Annotated in this window: 13 protein-coding genes, 1 pseudogene and 1 CRISPR repeat array; of the genes and pseudogenes, 1 reads left to right on the forward strand and 13 read right to left on the reverse strand. The window is 67.7% G+C overall.

What is annotated here, in order from left to right:
* Nucleotides 1-39: 39 nt before the first annotated feature.
* A CRISPR array of direct repeats spans nt 40-969; the repeat unit is 36 nt; unit sequence GTTTCAATCCGACTCGGATTTGTAGATCGCGGGCAC.
* Nucleotides 970-1,593: 624 nt separating this feature from the next.
* Entirely contained in the window at nt 1,594-2,040 is a 447-nt protein-coding gene (locus U9983_RS20715) for a GNAT family N-acetyltransferase (protein WP_322755618.1), read from the reverse strand.
* 132 nt (nt 2,041-2,172) lie between these two features.
* Between U9983_RS20715 and U9983_RS28005 the strand changes: the two are divergent.
* Nucleotides 2,173-2,283 (forward strand): annotated as a pseudogene (locus tag U9983_RS28005) (helix-turn-helix domain-containing protein); the annotation flags it as partial.
* Between the two features lie 432 nt (nt 2,284-2,715).
* On the opposite strand, the gene U9983_RS20720 reads toward U9983_RS28005, so the two are convergent.
* The 12 genes from U9983_RS20720 to U9983_RS20775 form a co-directional block, all read right to left on the reverse strand.
* Nucleotides 2,716-3,318, reverse strand: a complete 603-nt coding sequence (locus U9983_RS20720) for a DUF4276 family protein (RefSeq protein WP_322755619.1) — start codon at nt 3,316-3,318, stop codon at nt 2,716-2,718.
* Complete coding sequence (locus U9983_RS20725; RefSeq protein WP_322755620.1) at nt 3,315-4,532, reverse strand: AAA family ATPase; 1,218 nt, start codon at nt 4,530-4,532, stop codon at nt 3,315-3,317. Before U9983_RS20725 ends, U9983_RS20720 begins: the two co-directional genes overlap by 4 nt.
* 416 nt (nt 4,533-4,948) lie before the next feature.
* A complete protein-coding gene (locus U9983_RS20730) occupies nt 4,949-5,509 on the reverse strand; it encodes a hypothetical protein (protein ID WP_322755621.1) in 561 nt (186 codons plus the stop codon).
* Nucleotides 5,506-5,898 carry a TadE/TadG family type IV pilus assembly protein gene (locus U9983_RS20735; protein WP_322750873.1) on the reverse strand — a complete coding sequence of 131 codons (393 nt, stop codon included), beginning with the start codon at nt 5,896-5,898 and terminating at the stop codon, nt 5,506-5,508. Before U9983_RS20735 ends, U9983_RS20730 begins: the two co-directional genes overlap by 4 nt.
* 346 nt (nt 5,899-6,244) lie before the next feature.
* Nucleotides 6,245-7,189: a type II secretion system F family protein gene (locus tag U9983_RS20740; RefSeq protein WP_322750872.1), complete on the reverse strand. Its 945-nt coding sequence runs from the start codon at nt 7,187-7,189 to the stop codon at nt 6,245-6,247.
* Nucleotides 7,186-8,046, reverse strand: a complete 861-nt coding sequence (locus U9983_RS20745) for a type II secretion system F family protein (protein WP_322755622.1) — start codon at nt 8,044-8,046, stop codon at nt 7,186-7,188. Before U9983_RS20745 ends, U9983_RS20740 begins: the two co-directional genes overlap by 4 nt.
* Entirely contained in the window at nt 8,046-9,353 is a 1,308-nt protein-coding gene (locus U9983_RS20750) for a CpaF family protein (protein ID WP_322755623.1), read from the reverse strand. Before U9983_RS20750 ends, U9983_RS20745 begins: the two co-directional genes overlap by 1 nt.
* A gap of 846 nt (nt 9,354-10,199) precedes the next feature.
* Nucleotides 10,200-11,705, reverse strand: a complete 1,506-nt coding sequence (locus U9983_RS20755) for a hypothetical protein (RefSeq protein ID WP_322755624.1) — start codon at nt 11,703-11,705, stop codon at nt 10,200-10,202.
* Nucleotides 11,706-12,186: 481 nt separating this feature from the next.
* Entirely contained in the window at nt 12,187-13,833 is a 1,647-nt protein-coding gene (pruA, locus tag U9983_RS20760) for an L-glutamate gamma-semialdehyde dehydrogenase (protein ID WP_322755625.1), read from the reverse strand.
* A gap of 124 nt (nt 13,834-13,957) precedes the next feature.
* Nucleotides 13,958-14,440: a DUF6912 family protein gene (locus U9983_RS20765; protein ID WP_322755627.1), complete on the reverse strand. Its 483-nt coding sequence runs from the start codon at nt 14,438-14,440 to the stop codon at nt 13,958-13,960.
* Nucleotides 14,441-14,584: 144 nt separating this feature from the next.
* A complete protein-coding gene (locus U9983_RS20770; RefSeq protein ID WP_322755626.1) occupies nt 14,585-15,562 on the reverse strand; it encodes a patatin-like phospholipase family protein in 978 nt (325 codons plus the stop codon).
* Between the two features lie 108 nt (nt 15,563-15,670).
* Nucleotides 15,671-16,165: a transcriptional regulator gene (locus U9983_RS20775; protein ID WP_322751650.1), complete on the reverse strand. Its 495-nt coding sequence runs from the start codon at nt 16,163-16,165 to the stop codon at nt 15,671-15,673.
* Nucleotides 16,166-16,228 lie beyond the last annotated feature (63 nt).

The following is a 16,228-nucleotide window of genomic DNA, read 5'->3' on the forward strand; positions in this document are numbered from 1 at the left end:
GACCCCGACCCGGGCACGCTCGTGGCGCACGCCTCGCGGATTTCAATCCGACTCGGATTTGTAGATCGCGGGCACATGACACTGGTTTCCAGGACGACAACATGGTTGTTTCAATCCGACTCGGATTTGTAGATCGCGGATACCTCAGGAAAAGCGATCCTTGTGTGCAGTTTGGGTTTCAATCCGACTCGGATTTGTAGATCGCGGGCACCCATCCCCCACCGTCACTGTTACCGCCACACCCGTTTCAATCCGACTCGGATTTGTAGATCGCGGGCACCCCGTTAGCTCAACCCGCGGTGCCGCCCTGGTTGTTTCAATCCGACTCGGATTTGTAGATCGCGGGCACCAGGAGCGCCTCGCGCTTCCCAACCCGGCGTTTCAATCCGACTCGGATTTGTAGATCGCGGGCACTCCAAGGCTTCCGCTCCGCCTTCTGCCTCCCCCACGTTTCAATCCGACTCGGATTTGTAGATCGCGGGCACCCGCCGGATCAAGTCGCTCCAGCCCGAGCTGGACGTTTCAATCCGACTCGGATTTGTAGATCGCGGGCACCCGCCGGATCAAGTCGCTCCAGCCCGAGCTGGACGTTTCAATCCGACTCGGATTTGTAGATCGCGGGCACATGTTCCATGTGGTTGTTGGAGGCGTTCATCCCGAGGTTTCAATCCGACTCGGATTTGTAGATCGCGGGCACTTGCGTATGCGGTGGATACATCGTCGAAGACGGGTTTCAATCCGACTCGGATTTGTAGATCGCGGGCACGTGGCCATCACCATGTCGAAGAAGGTGGTGTTGTTTCAATCCGACTCGGATTTGTAGATCGCGGGCACTTCTCTCACATTTATTTTATGTACCTAGGGGAGTTTCAATCCGACTCGGATTTGTAGATCGCGGGCACGGATGGTACCTGGGCCGCTGAAAAGCTTCACGTTTCAATCCGACTCGGATTTGTAGATCGCGGGCACCGCTGTCCGAATTGTACACCCGCTGACCTGCGACGATGCAAGATCATACCACAACCTCCATCCGAAGATCCTTAGGATCATGAATATATGATCTATAGGTGTCGCATCGCAGCAGGTCACAGCATATGTCGATCGCCCACCACAACCTCCCGCGTTCGTCGGCGTGTCGGCGGTTGTGGTAAACGATCATTGCGCATCCCCCGTTCCCACCGCTGGGTCTCGGACCAACCCGTACTCGACAATGATCGCAGACTCTGCCACCCGCAGCACGAGACCATGGGCCACCGTTCCGACAGCGCATGGAACCGACCCGCGGAACCCGACCGACGGACATCGCCAAGCGCAGGAGACGGACGCGGCTCCCACATCCACCGCGTGGGCGGATAACTCCGGACATACCAGCCAATAAGGGTGCCACCCTGGCGAGGCGCCGTTGACCGGACAACGTGCCCGCCGCGTGCCCATAGCATCGGTGACCATCGGGTCGGAATGGGGAGATATAGCCGGTACCGAACCGCCGCGGACCTTGGCCGGAGCGCGTGAACCCTGGTCAGCACCGGCCGCACCACAGGTTTCCCACGTTTGCAACGCGGGTTCGGCTTCTGCCGTTCGCCCCGTCCAGGGCTATCCGTCGAGAACGTGGGTGAAGTGGTGCGCGGCGATGGCCATACCTGTGTTCATGTACAGCCGATGAGCGTCCGTGCGCGTTGGACCGACACCTGAGTCCAGCCGCACCTGATCGCATCCGAGGCGTCGAGCCTCGGTGAACAGCCATTCGAGAAGACGCCCACCGTATCCCCGCCGGCGGACGTCCCCGAGTGTCGAAAGGTCGTCCACATACAGGTAGCGCCCGAAGGACAGGGCATGCCCGACCCGGAATCCCGCCACGGCTCTCGCCGCAGCACCGGCCGGCTCGAACACGCCGACCAGCCGGTAACCCTCGGCGCGCTGCACGTCGTCAACGAGCCGGACGAACGTGGCCTCGTCCCGTAACGCCGGACGCAGCGCCGCCATGGCGAGAAACGCGGAGCCGGTGTGCGGGGGCAGGATCTCGCGGATCTCATCAGTCACGGCATGCGAGCCTACGATCTACAGTGTCGCCAACCGCACACCCTGGAGGGCTCGATGGCCGAGCAATCCCTCGGCGACCGCCTCGCCCAAGTCCGCCGCCGGCGCAGCCTCACCCAATAGGAATTAGCCCAAGCCACCGGTGTCTCGGTCGCCACCATCTTCAAACTCGAGCAAGGCCAGCGGACCAGCGCCCGTGTCAGCACCCTTCACGCCCTGGCCCGCGCCCTCGGCGTCAAAACCTCTGAACTCTTCGGCCCAGGTGCTGAGCTGGACCCAGACACCAACGGGGATACCGCGAGCCTCGTCGCCCTTCGTCGCATCCTCGCCCCCGCTCCCGGCGCCCCGTCCTCTGTCGACGACCTACCCACCCTCGACGAGCTCAAGGCGTCCATCAGCGCCGTAAGCCGTACCGGCCTGCACTGCCGCTACACCGATACCCTCGCCGAGCTCCCGCCCCTCATCAGCTCCGCCCAGACCGCCGCCGACCACTACCAGGGCCAAGACGGCCTCACCGTTCAACACCTGTTGGCCCGGCCTACCTCACCACCGGCACCGTCCTCGCCCAGTTCCGCCATGAAGACCTCGCCTACGACGCCATCATCCGGGCCATCACCGCCGCGCAACAAGCCGGACCCAGCCCCACCGGTAATCCTCACCTCAGACTCCGGGAACCCATCACTGTTCCTCCCCTGTCAGCAGATGCCCCACGTCACGCCAGAACTTGTCGAACGAAGGCGAGTACTTCCTGGCCATCCGGAGATTGACAAGCGCGGCCAGCGCAGCCTGGTCACTCACTGGCTTGTAGGAACGCCCATCGGTACGATGCGCGCTCAGCCATCCCTTACAGTCGCGCGGTTTCTCCACATCAACGGGGCGCTCAAGGCCTTGAGCCAGGCCCCGCTCGCCACTGAGCGACGGTGCTGCCGCCAGAAACCACGCCTCGAACTCACGATTGGCCAGGACGACGGAGACCGCCAGCCCCGGACAGACCGCCCGAGCCCGGCCGAGTAACCGCGGACCCAGCTCGGCGGGACAGTCGTCATCGGCGTCGATCATGATCAGGACACCACCGGCCGGGCCGACCTGCTCGGCGACCGCCGCGACGACCGTTTCCAGCCCACCGGCACCAACCAGGGTGCCTCGGTTGACCCGATACGGGCGTGGCAGATCCACCCATGATCCTGGGGCCAGCTCGGCGGCCATCCGGCGTACCAGCACCGGCAGGGCGGCGACCTCGCCCTGGCCCTCGACCACCATGGCGATCGTGGTCGGCGTCATCCCCGCTCCCGCCTCACGTCCGCCCGCCGGCCGGCCGGGCGATCGGCCTGCACCGGCATCATCCGCCCGCTCCGGTGCAACTCACCGACCGTCATGATCTTCTTCGCCACGATGGCGTGACTGGCGGCATCAACCTCACCCACATGCGTCACGCCGTCGAGATTCGCCACCGCCCGGATATGCCCGAGCCGGACGTACTCGCTGTCCAGAAGATCCGAACTCTGACTGGTCACGATCACCTGGGTCCGCAACGCGGCGTCGTCCAGGGCCTCGTACAACGCGCCCACCGTCGCCGGATGCAGCGCCGTCTCCGGTTCCTCAATGCCAATCAGCGAGATGCGACCGTCGAAGGCCGGTGGCTGAAACAGCGCCGCGAGCACCCCGGCTGCCCGCAACGTCCCCTCCGAGAGGGCCTCCCGCGCGAACACCTCAATGCCGTCCGCGACACCGACTCGGAAACGGGCCTCAACCGTCGAGTACCGGCCCTCCAACCGCTCGTCCACCCCGACCGCGTTCGGTACCAGCGCCGACAGGTAGGCATCGAGGCGTTCCTTGCCCACGCGATCGTCACGCTGGAGCGCGCCGAGGACATGCCCGAGATGCTCACCCGCGGAGCCGAGTTCCGAGCGCCGGGTCGTCTCCTCGTCCAGCGCCCGCAGCACCGCCGAGTCCAACTCGTAGAACCGCATGGCCCGCAACGCGGTGTCGACCGCCGCATACCGATCGTCCTGGATGGCCTCCACTGGTAGGTACAGCCGGGAGGTACGACGCCGCCCCGCGGTCGCGCTGAGCACGACCGGACCGCCAGGCAGTTCGATGCGGCACTCCTCGCGGATCACCAGCAGCGGCAGGTCGCCGTCCGGATCCCGACCGATCTCGACCCCGTAGGTCGCCGCGACCGCCGCACCGCCGTCGCGCTCCGCCGCGAGCGCCACATCAAGCCGAATCCCGAAGGAATCGGCACCCCCATCCGGCCTCCGGCGCAGCAGAGCATCAAGACCACCGCGCTCCGAGACCGCATGCGCAGGCGACACCTCCAGGGCGTCCGTGACGAACCGGAGCGCGTCCAGGAAATTGGACTTCCCGGAGGCATTGAACCCGACCAGCACGGTAAGCGGGCCGAGCGAGACATCGCAGTCGGCAACGGACCGATAGTCCCTGATCATGACCCGCCTGACGAACGGGAGCGGCCGGGCGGGGGCGATGGCGGTCATGACACGGACACTCCCCGAACGGTTGCGACGTCGATCATCCTCGTCGATCTGCCTAGTGACAATGGTGGTGACAAGCCCCTGCCGCCCTCGCTGACCGAGTTCATCGTGGCGATCATATGCCGGTGCAACAACAGCGACCCGTCGTTGATCCGGGGCAGGAGAGCGCACGGCAATAGGGACGCGGCATCGCGGGGCCGGGGCATACACATCTCTGTGTTGTCGTCGGTCGATACCCACAATCAGAGTGACTCCCGCCGCCGTCCTGCCATGTACGCACCCCAGCCCCACTCCTTGATCCACACCCCTACTGCCAGGCGCTCCTAACGATGTGAATCTGATGCTCCTCCCACAACACCAGAGTCACATCGTTCCCACAGAGCGTCCGGCAACAGGGGCGCGAACATCGGCGGAATCCCTTACGGTGCAGTGGTTCCGGTCCGGTTGCGGCGGTAGGCGTCCACGACCACGATGAACTTTCCGTTGACCGTGATATCCGCCAGCCCGGTGAACAGCTGGGCCGCACCGGGCAACGCGGCGACCGAACGGACGCACACGACGAACCGGGCGCCCGGAGTCAGCGATGCGGCCCCGTCGCCTGGATCTCCCGCGCCGCAGTCCGCGCCCTCCGGGGCGAAACGCACCTCGGGCGCGCCGTCAAGGCCCTGGTCGGCGAAGGCCAGTCGAGCCGCCACCCGCGCACGCTCGACGGCCTGGTCCTCACTGTCCGCAGTCGCGTACGCCCGGCCGGCGGCCCGCGCAGCCTGGGTGACCGCGAACGCCGACCGCTGGACCGCGAACACGCTGAGGAAGAAGTAGACAAACGGGATCAGCAACAGGACCGACAGCCCGACGAACTCGATCAGCGCGGTCCCGCTGTCATCACGGCGACGCAGCCGCAACCGCGGCCCGCCGCGGCCCGGTCCTAACCGCACGGGTGGTGCCAGCCGCACAGGCGGTGACCGGTCCGGCGAGCTCACGGCGTCTCCTTGACCGCATGCCCGACAACTCTGATCGTCGTGCTCGCTCCGAACGGCACGAAGGTCAACGGCACCGTGACTTCGCACCGCACCTCAACCAATGGCACCCCGGACGGGTCGGTCACCGCGGCACTCGTGCAACGCGTATCGGCCCGCCCGGGAACGGACGAGGCGATCAGCCGCTCGGCGTACGGACCACCCGCGTCGTCGGTCATGTTCAGGTTTGCCGCGTGCCGCGCGCCCTCAGCCGCGTCCGCGGCAAGGGTGTTACGGATGTGCAGAACAAGTCCGACCTGGACAACGCCGAGAAACAACAGTAACAACAGCATTCCGACCAGGACGAACTCGACGATAGCCGAACCCCGGTCGCCAGCCGGGCGCGCCAGCACCGGACGGTCAGCCGCCGGTCACGGAGTCGATCGCTTTGGTGAAGACATCCCGAAGCTGGGGCACGGCAACCGCCATCAGGGCCACTACCAGTGCCGCCGTCATCACCGTGACCATCACCCAGCCGGGCACGTCGCCGCGATCCCCGCGGCTCCGGCCATTCCCGCGGCTCCGGGCATCCCCGCGGTCTCCGCCATCCGGGCTGTTCCCGCTCCCGCCATCCCAACTAGTCTGACTGTTCCGGCTTGCCGGCCGACCGTGGAAGGCCTCCGTCAACGCCGGAACCCAGTGGCCCATCAGTGCTACGAACACCCGCACAGTCGCCAACTCCCTTACATCGCAGTGTGATCATTGTGCGTTGAACGTCAGACTCACGACCGCTGGATAGAAAGCAAAGATCACAGTGGTCGGCAGGACGAAGAAGACGACCGGCACCATCATCGCGATCTCCTTGCGACCACCGGCCTCCAGCAGTTGCCGCTTGCCCGCCTCACGGACGTCGATCGCCTGCGCCCGCAGCACCTCGGCCAGCGGCGTACCGCGCTCGATCGCCACCACCATGCCCTCGACGAACCGACGCAGCGAGGCGACCGTCGTACGGGCGGCCAGACCCTCCAGCGCCTGAACGAGGGTGGCGCCAGCACGCGTGTCCGCGAGAGCCAACCGCAGTTCGCGGCCCAACTCCCCGTGGGACAACCGACTTACCCGTTCCAACGCTCCCACCGGGCTCTCACCGGCGGTGACCGCCAACGCGAGCAACTCCGCCACCGTCGGGAACTCGATGAGTATGCGTTCCTCGCGCTCTCGTATCGCCCGGGTCAGCCACCAGTCCCGGGCGACGACCCCGCCGGCGACACCGGCGACGACCAGGGCAACGCCGACGATCGGCGGGGGCCCGAAGCCCAGCAGTGCACGCAGAGCCAGCAGTGCGGCGCCGAACAGCGCCCCGGCCACCGACCAGACCACCTGCTGAACCCGGAAATCCTCGATGGAGGTCTGCCCGCCGGCCTGGGTCAGGCGGCGCTGCAGGGCGGCACGCCCACCCAGAAAGCGGTCGAGTCGCCGAGCCGCGTCAGCCACGAACGGTCGGACCAGCTCCTCCAGGCCACTACGCGAAGCCGCCGGCCGGGCCCGGTCGGCCAGCAGCCGGGACTGCGCCGGGGTGTCCCGCAGGTACGGGTCGATCCGATCGGCGAGCCGGATCCGCCGGACCACTGGCGACCGCAGGACGATCAGGGCCAGGCCGACGCCGGCCAGCAGACCGATCAGCGCACCGGTCGCGACCAGACTCATGGACGCAGCACCCGACCTTCCTCAGGGAGTCTGCCGATCTGTTTCATGAGCAGGTAGGCCACCACCGACACCCCACCGCCGACCGCGAGTACGACAACGCCGGTGGGGCTGTCATAGGCGCGGACCGTCTCCCCCCGGGTCGCCAGCAGCAGGAGGACAACCCACGGCGCCGCGAGCGCGAGCCGCGCAGCATTGATCGTCCAACTCTGTCGGGTTTCGAGCTCCGCGCGGGTCCGGGCGTCCTCGCGCAGGAACGCCGAGAGTGTCCGCAGCAGCCGGCCGAGGTCGGTCCCGCCGACCTCCCGGGCGGTGCGCAACGACTCGATGATCCGGTCGGCGATCGGATCGGCGAGATCGTCAGAAAGCCGGTCCAGGCTCGCCGCGAAGGAGCCGGTCGCCCGGTAGTCCTCGCCGAAACGGGTGAAGGCCGGCCGAAGCGGCAGCGGGCCCCGTAGTCCCACCGATGCGAGCCCCTCGGACAGAGGCATTCCCGCCCGCACCGCGCTGGCCAGATTGTCCACGACATCCGGCCACAGCTCCCGAAGGTCGTGCATGCGCGCCCGGCGGCGACGCATCACCATCGCACGCGGCAGTAGGGCTGCGAAAATGAAGAACGCTCCGGCGAGCGACCAGGTGGCGGTGAAGGCCAGCACGATCAGGCCGACCAGCAGCCCGACTCCGATACTGATCGCGAGAAGCTGGTCGGGACTGACTCCCGGGATTCCCGCCTGAGCGAGCATCTCCCGGGTCCGTCCGCGCCACTTCGCGGACGCGGGATCGCGCGGGGCGCGGGGACGCCCGCTGAAGATGATGAGCAGGAGACCGAGGCCGAAGAGCAGGCCGATGAAGATGCCCATCAGCGCTCCACCGCGATCTCGGCCCACGATCGGTCGGAGAGCTGGGCGCGCTCCGTCTCAGCCATCCGGTCCCGCCGGTCACGATCGGTCGAGGCGAGCAGGGCTGGCAGGTCGTAGCCGGCTCGGGCGAACCGGTCGGCATGTGGCGGGTACCCGTCAGCGCGAACCAGGGTGTCGCCGCGTGACCGGTAGATCTGCGCGGTTTCGATCACGTCCCCCTCCGTGCGTCCCGACAGTGACACGATCTCGGTCACCCGACGCCGCCCGTGCGCGTCCTTCGTGAGATGCACGACAAGGTCGACGCTGGCGGCAACCGTCGGCACCACGAAGGCGTGGCTGACGTTCTCCCCGGCGAGCAGCGGCAGGGTGCACAGTTTGGTGACCGCCTCGCGGGCCGAGTTCGCATGCAGGCTGCACATCCCGGGCAGGCCCGAGTTGAGAGCGATCAGGAGGTCGAGGGCCTCTTCCTGCCGGACCTCGCCGACAATGATCCGGTCGGGACGCATCCGGAGGGCTTCCTTGATCAGACGCCGGAGCCGGATCTCGCCGGTGCCCTCCAGGTTGGCCTGGCGGGTCTGCATGGCGACCCAGTCCGGGGCCCGCAGCCTGAGCTCGAAGACCTCCTCACAGGTGATGACCCGTTCCCGACCGGGGACCGCCGAACCGAGGCAGTTGAGCATGGTCGTCTTCCCCGCCTGCGTTCCGCCAGCCACGATGATGTTCAGTCCGGAGGCGACGGCGGCCTCCAGGAAGGCTGCTGCCGACGATGTGATCGTCGACAGATCGACCAGTTCGTCCATACTGGCGGCGGACACGACGAACTTGCGGATGTTGACCGACCAGTGGACGCGGGTGACGTCGGGGATGACCACGTGCAGGCGCGACCCGTCCGGCAACATGGCGTCCACGAACGGAGTGGACAGATCCACCCGGCGCCCGGAACTCTTCAGCATCCGTTCGACCAGGTCCTGTACCTGATCGGCACTCAGGATCGTCGTGGTCAGCTCGCTGCGCCCGTTCCGCGCGACGAAAACGCGCCCAGGTTCGTTGATCCAGATTTCTTCCACGCTCGGGTCGTCCAGATGGCGTTGCAGCGGTCCGAAGCCGGCAACCGCGTCGTGGACAAGCCGCGCGGTGGTGGCCCGGTCGACAATCGCGGGGAGGTCGCTGGTGAGCGTCCGTTCCTCGTATTCGCCCAGGACGTCCTCGACGAGCTGGCGGATCCGGGTGGGTTCGTGAACCGGGTCGAGGGATCGACGCCGGACCAGTTCACGCACTTCGGTCTCAATGAGCGAAGTGGCATCCATCCAACCGCCGCGTGTTGTCACAGAAAACCCGATCTCCCTGGTCACCCGCTCGGACCGATCCGATCCCGACAACTATCGCGAAGCGTAGAAAGAAGGTCGCCGGTAATCAAGCCCCCGGTCCCACGTCCCGCCTTCCCCCACCCCCCCGGGCCACCGGCTTCCCCGGAGCACCGGCAACGCCGGCAGTGCGTGGACCGTGTCCGCTCAGATCTGTCCGCTCAGCTCCCGGTCCATATTTCCACAACCATCGCATCCCACCCACACCGGCCCACGAACGCCCCCCCACGGGAGAGAAATGATCATATTTTCCACCGAGCAAGCATTACGTAAAGAGCGCCCGGCAATAGTGGCGTGGGTCAAGGAGGGGGCTGGGGCGGGTAGATCGCGAGGTGCGAGGAGGGACGCACCGGAAGTGTTGGGTGTCGACCGACGAAGCCGGGCTACCCGTGCATCGCGCAGCGATGGATGGGTAGCGATGATGCGAGGTGCGTGCCCCGGCCCCGCGAGGCCGCGCCCCTGTTGCCGGACGCTCTGTGGGAACGATGTGAATCTGGTGTTGTGGTAGGAGCATCAGATTCACATCGTTAAGAGCGCCTGGCAGTAGTGGCGCGGGTCAAGGAGGGGGCTGGGGCGGGTAGCCGCAATCATGGAGTGAGACAGCCGTTAATCTGACCGTTTCAATGAACCGGGGAAACGCCCACCGCGACCGCCACCGCGACCGCCAGCGCGACCGTCACCATCGAAAACAATCCGCTGGTGACACTCCGTCAGCACAGCTCCGTTTGTGCGCCGCGCTGGCGAGACGTGCGATGCGGTCAGGTACGCAACAGCGACGCGCGCACCGGATCAGGCCACGTTTCCGTGGTGGCGCTCGTACAGGGAGCGCGCCTGGCCCACCCAGTCGTCCGAGACAAGCCGGTCACCAAACCCGTCGAGTACCCGGACGAGGCTGTCGACGCCGTCCTCGTCGAGCTCGGCAAGCTGGCGGAAGCTCGCGATGCCGAACGCGTAGAGGCGCGCCTCCACAACCGGGCCGATCCCCACGATCTCTTTGAGATTGTCCCGCCGGGCTGCGGTATCCGCGGTCGGCATCAGGACGGAAAAGGACCCGAACCCACCGGAGGCCGTCAGCTGGGCGAGCGCGACCGAGCCGGGCAGGCGCCCGTGGGACTGGTCAGACAGCTCGCCCGGTACTGGTCGGGCGGTCCGGACCGGGACCACATCGGCGAGAGCAGGGTCCTTCCCGTCGAAGACGAAATCGTCGGCACACCCGCTGTCGACGCTGACGTACCCTTCGCCATCGCGGTCGCGGTCGCGCTCGTGCGCCAGAACCGTCCCGGCGGCGTCGGTATCGACCGGGACGTCCTCGCGTCCGTCCGGGGTGTTCCCGGGGTCGGCACCGTTCACGCTGTGCTCGGTCGGGCCGATCCGAGCCAGCAGCCGAACCTTCTCCGCCGCCCACTCGGCCTGATGACGATCGAGCCTGGTCGTCATCGTCGCGACCTGACGCTGCGCGTCCTCCGCCTCGGTTCGGACCATCGCCAACCGGGAGGAGAACTTCGCCGCCCGCCCCTCGGCCTCGGCGAGCTGCACCCGCAGCTGCGCGGCCTCAGCGGCGAGCGTCTCGGCGGCACGGCCGTCCGCGTGTCCGTTGGCCTGGGCCGCCACGACAGCGACCAGACCGGATCTCTCGCCGGTGTCGGCGCCGTCCGACGGACCGTCCAACGGACCGTCCAACGGACCATCCCAGAAACCAGCCGACGAACCACCGGCATGCAGCGCCGCCCGAGCGACCGGTACCGCACGAACGGGCATGCTGGTCTGTCGGTTGGCCCGCCCGTGAGCCTCAGCGTCGGCGAGCGCGCCCTCGATCGTCCGCACCCGCCGGCCCGCGGCGAGGACCTGACGCTCCACCGCGGCAACCCGCTGCTCGGAGTCGGCCGCCCGCTGCTCGGCGGCGCTCAGCCGCGCCGTGAGCGCCGCCTTCTCCAACGCCCACTCGTCGTCCTGGCGGCGAAGGCGCACGCTCAGTTCCGTGACGAGAACCGCCGCATCTGCCGTCGTGTCACGACCCGCCGTGCCCCCCTCATCAACCTCGGCGCTGGCCATCGCTGCGCTGGCCATCGCGGCGCCGGGCATCGCGGCGCCGGGCACGACCGCGGCGCTACCAGCCCGGTCGTCCGCCACGGGCGGCTGGGCCGCGCCCAGCCCGACGTAGCCGGCGGCGAGGGCGCGGCGTGCCTCCTCGCTCTGGCGACGCATCGGGCCGATAAGGAACACCCAGGCCAGCAGCACGCCGATGACAAGCGCCACCGCGACGAACACCAGGATCTGGCCGGCAAGGTAGAGCACGAGCGATCAGCCTCCTTCCCGCGGTGTGCTTCGTTTAGATCCACACCGGAACGGGTGACAGCCTCCGACGTCGTCCGAGGATATGATCATAAATTTCAGGGTCTTCCGCGGGTGCGCCGGGCGCACCCGTAATCCTTGACAAAGTATCGCGAAGGACAGGAGCGATCTTTCCTACCGGTGCCGGACTATCCCGCCGTGAGGCGCGGTCCACATACTTGATCATTGATCAGGGCATCCCGCCGGCGGCGTGAAAACCCACGATCGGGCCAGCCAAGGTCCTCTCGGCCGGCAGCTCTCCGACGTGAAAGGCAGAACAGCATGGTTGTCGCTCCCGGTAACGAACCATTGCACAGCCATGTTTCAGACGTCCAGTTCCTACCGGACAACCAACCGGCAACGGGTGTGGTCCGGGCGTCCGCCGCCGGCACGACACCGGCCGAGACGCCGGCCGCATGCACCGTCGACGTACGTTGTCGATCTTTCAGACCATATGTGGATAGGCCACTGTTCGCGGCGGGTCGAAGGTCTCCTTGAGTGCCCGCGGGGAGACCCACCGCAGCAGGTTCAGCTCGGAACCCGCCTTGTCATTGGTACCGCTCGCACGCGACCCGCCGAACGGCTGCCGGCCCACCACAGCGCCCGTCGGTTTGTCGTTGAGGTAGAAGTTTCCAGCGCTGTAACGCAATGCCTCGGTGGCCGCGGCGAGGGCGGCCCGGTCGCGGCCGAATACCGCGCCCGTCAGCGCATAAGGCGCGGCATCCGCGACATCCTTCATGATCGTGGAAAATGCATCCGAATCCGGCCTCGGCCGATCGTCGTACACATGCACGGCCAGAATCGGTCCAAAGTACTCAGTCGTGAACACTTCGTGCGCGGGGTCGGCACACACCACCACGGTCGGTTCCACGAAGTACCCGACCCGGTCGTCGGTACCGCCACCGACGAGGACCGACACCGCCGGATCCGCCCGCAACCGCGCGAGCAGTGCCGCCAGCCGGTCGAATGCACGTCGGTCGATCACCGCACCGCCGAAAAGACTCAGGTCCGACACATCGCCAAAGGTCACCGCGGCGGTCTCGGCCACCAGGCGGTCCCGCAGGCCCGCCTGCCACATCGAGGCGGGCAGGTAGGCGCGGGACACCGCCGAGCACTTCTGTCCCTGGTACTCGAACGCACCGCGGACGAGGGCGACCAGCACGGCATCCGGGTCGGCACTGGGATGAACCAGGACGAAGTCCTTGCCACCGGTCTCACCGACCAGCCGCGGGTAGGTGCGGTAACCCTCGATCCCGTCGGCGACCGTCCGCCACATCCCGCGAAAGGTGGCGGTGGAGCCGGTGAAATGCACGCCGGCGAGATCACGGTGGCGCAGCGCGACCGCGGAGACGGCCGCGCCGTCCCCGGTGACCATGTTGACCACTCCAGGGGGTAGGCCGGCCTCCGCCAGCAACGACATGGTGTGGTGGGCGGCGAGCTGCTGGGTCGGGCTGGGCTTCCAGACCACCGTATTACCCATGATCGCCGGGGCGGTCGCCAGATTCGCCGCGATCGAGGTGAAGTTGAACGGTGTCACCGCGAGGACGAACCCCTCGAGCGGGCGGTAGTCCATGCGGTTCCATGTCCCGGGGGACGAGGCCGGCTGCCCGGCGACGATCTCGCGAGCGAACGCGACGTTGAAACGCCAGAAATCGATCAGTTCGCAGGCCGCGTCGATCTCCGCCTGGTAACAGCTCTTGCTCTGCCCCAGCATGGTTGCGGCGTTGACGGTGTCCCGCCACCGCCCTGCGAGCAGCTGCGCCGCCCGCAGGAACACAGCCGCGCGGTCGTCCTGGCCCAACGCCCGCCAGCCCGGCCCGGCCGCGAGCGCCGCGTCGACGGCGTCGGCGACGTCCCGCGGTGCCGCCGCGCGGCCCGACCCCAGCACCAACGCACGGCGGTGCGGGGCCACCACATCGAAGGGCTCGCCCGTTCCCGGCCGCGACGCACCCGCGATCACCAGCGGTAGCTCGACGTGGTCATCGGCCATCGCGGTGAGCGCCGTCTGCAGGCGGTCACGCCATGCGCTGCGCGGCGCGTAGTCGCGGACCGGTTCGTTCACCGGCTCCGGAACGACCGTGACGGCATCCATCCGAGCCACCCCTTGACTGTGCAGCAGAACCAATGCGCCAGAACCAATGCGCCAGAACCAATGCGGGAGATCCACCCATCAGCGTCTGGACCAGGCGCTAAGAGCGACCGACAATAGGGGCGCTCTAAATGAGATCCGCCAGTTCCTGGGTGGCGTACCAGAGCAGTTCATACCCGTCGGCCTCGTCGACCAGGAAGGCCGCATCCTCGCCGCCGAGATCGGCCTCCACCATGGCTGCCGCGGCCGCCTCGACAGCGGCCTGCGCATCTGCGCCATCCACGTGGATGGCCCGGACCTCCGCTATCGGCACGGGTACCGTGACCTCGACCACCCCACGATCAAGATCGTCACGAAACCGCACGTGGTGGTCGTCAACCTCCACCGCGAACACGAGCCGGCGCCGCGGTGCCCTCGGATCGGCATCGAGCAACCTGAGGCTGGCCCGGGCCGCCTCAAGGAGCAGGGCGTACTCCATCTCGTCCGTGTCGGACTGGGCGTACCACTCCCGCACCGATCCGGTCACGGCGAAGCCCAGGCCGGCGGGAACCACCCGGTCCGCGAGGACACCCTGAGCCGCCGACAGGGTTGACGCCAGATACACACGCACCATGCCAGTGTGCCGGGCGCAACCCCACCGTCCGGCCGGGGGTGGGGTTGGCGGGCGCTCTAACCCGGCCAGGCCCGGAGGCCGATCCACCCGGGGTGGTAGACCCCCTCGCCCGCCGGTTGAACCGCCGGTCGTACCGGCAGCTCAACCGGCGGCCGCGAGCGGCCCATCCGCGGCGTCGGGCAGCGCCAAGGCCGCCGCGCTGGTCTGCAGCGAGGTCTCGAACACCTCGCGGCGGCGGCTGAGGTCCATGACGTTGGCGCCGATGACCGCCAGGTCCGCCGGCCCCGGGCAGATGACCGTGACCTTCGTGCCAGCGGACCGCAGCAGTTCGGCCTCGCGCATCACCACCCGGGTCGCCCACCGCCGCATCTGGCGTTCGAGTCGGGCCAGGGCGCCCCGCGGTTGGTCCAGGGCGACGGAGCAGGCAGGGGCGAGCACGAGTGCTTCGTCCAGCCCGGCGTCGGTGAGCACGTCCACCGACGCCGGCGACCTCGTCCCGCCGTCGACGTATGGCCGCCCACCGATCATGACCGGCGCATACCAGGACGGAATCGCGCAGGAGGCCATCACCGCCTCCGCGAGCGAAGCCCGCGGCGCCCCCGGCGAGCCGAACACGACCCGGGTCCCGGTGTCGTAGTCCATGGCGACGATCCACGGTTTCACCCATGCAGGCCGGGTGGGGACGGTACTGTCCGCCGCGGACACGAGCTCGCCGATCGCGGCAAGCGTCCCGCGCCCCTGCGGGAGCAGGGAGACCAGAGCCACCAACGGAGTGACGCTGCGTGGATGGCGCGCCGAGGCGGCCAACAGCCGGCGGGAGCCGATCCGCATGCGCGGCCTCGGCGGCAACGCCGAACCGAGCCGCGTGTAGTCCAGAACCGGATCACCGAACAGCGGCCGCCCGTACTCGGAGTTGACCATCGTCTCGACCCCGGTGCCGGTCCCGATCAGAGCGGCGAGGACCGCTCCGGCGGATGTGCCGACGACCATGTCCATGGTGCGGACGTCGATCCCGGTCGCGTCCTCGTATGCGCGCAGTGCGCCGATCATCCATGCCGATCCGAGCACGCCCCCGGCACCCAGGACTAGTCCACGACGGGGCGCCCGTCTGCTAACCATCAGCCACCTCCCGCTGTGCGCGTACCCTCCAGGTGCACGCGATCTCGCCGCCAACCGCCGCCCAGGTCTGGCAGCGACGACGTGAACGCGCCCGGCTCTGCACCGGCCTTACTCCGAGGGCTCCTCCTCACCGAAACTGGTCTCAAGCACACCCCACACCCGCAGCCGTTCGGCGAACTCCTGCGGCGTGGTGTCGTGCAGGAGGGCCAACGCCCGCAGATCACCGTCCCGGATGGACAGGACCTGCCCGGCGTAGTCGTCACGCTGGCGCTGAATCTGCGCGACCCAACGCCGTACCAGCGCGGAGGAGTCCGGCGGTGCCTCCGTGAGCTTTTTCAGATTGAGGACGGTACGGGGCCGGTGCTCGCGCGGCGGCAACGCCTCCTCGTCCGGCAGAAGCGCCGACACCGGCACGCCGTAGAACGCCGCCAGCTCCGACAGTTGATGGACACTGATCATCCGATCGCCGCGCTCGTACGAGCCGACCGCCGCGGTCTTCCATCGCCCGCGTGACTTCTGCTCCACCCCCTGCAGCGACATTCCCTGCTGGATCCGTATGGCCCGAAGACGGGCTCCCACGGCCTTGGCGTACTCCCGGCTCACCCGATTACACCCCCTGCCGCCTTGATAGAGCATTTTATGATCATCTATTACTCCCGCCTACTG

Origin of the sequence: Protofrankia sp. Cas3, assembly GCF_963555955.1 — a bacterium.
In the GTDB taxonomy this organism is placed as follows: domain Bacteria; phylum Actinomycetota; class Actinomycetes; order Frankiales; family Frankiaceae; genus Protofrankia.

Bases quoted from the DNA above. Each gene is read 5' to 3' on its own strand.
- U9983_RS20720 (WP_322755619.1), bottom strand. From the start codon at position 3,318: ATGACGCCGACCACGATCGCCATGGTGGTCGAGGGCCAGGGCGAGGTC.
- U9983_RS20725 (WP_322755620.1), bottom strand. From the start codon at position 4,532: ATGACCGCCATCGCCCCCGCCCGGCCGCTCCCGTTCGTCAGGCGGGTC.
- U9983_RS20740 (WP_322750872.1), bottom strand. From the start codon at position 7,189: ATGAGTCTGGTCGCGACCGGTGCGCTGATCGGTCTGCTGGCCGGCGTC.
- U9983_RS20745 (WP_322755622.1), bottom strand. From the start codon at position 8,046: ATGGGCATCTTCATCGGCCTGCTCTTCGGCCTCGGTCTCCTGCTCATC.
- U9983_RS20750 (WP_322755623.1), bottom strand. From the start codon at position 9,353: ATGGATGCCACTTCGCTCATTGAGACCGAAGTGCGTGAACTGGTCCGG.
- pruA (WP_322755625.1), bottom strand. From the start codon at position 13,833: ATGGATGCCGTCACGGTCGTTCCGGAGCCGGTGAACGAACCGGTCCGC.
- U9983_RS20770 (WP_322755626.1), bottom strand. From the start codon at position 15,562: ATGGTTAGCAGACGGGCGCCCCGTCGTGGACTAGTCCTGGGTGCCGGG.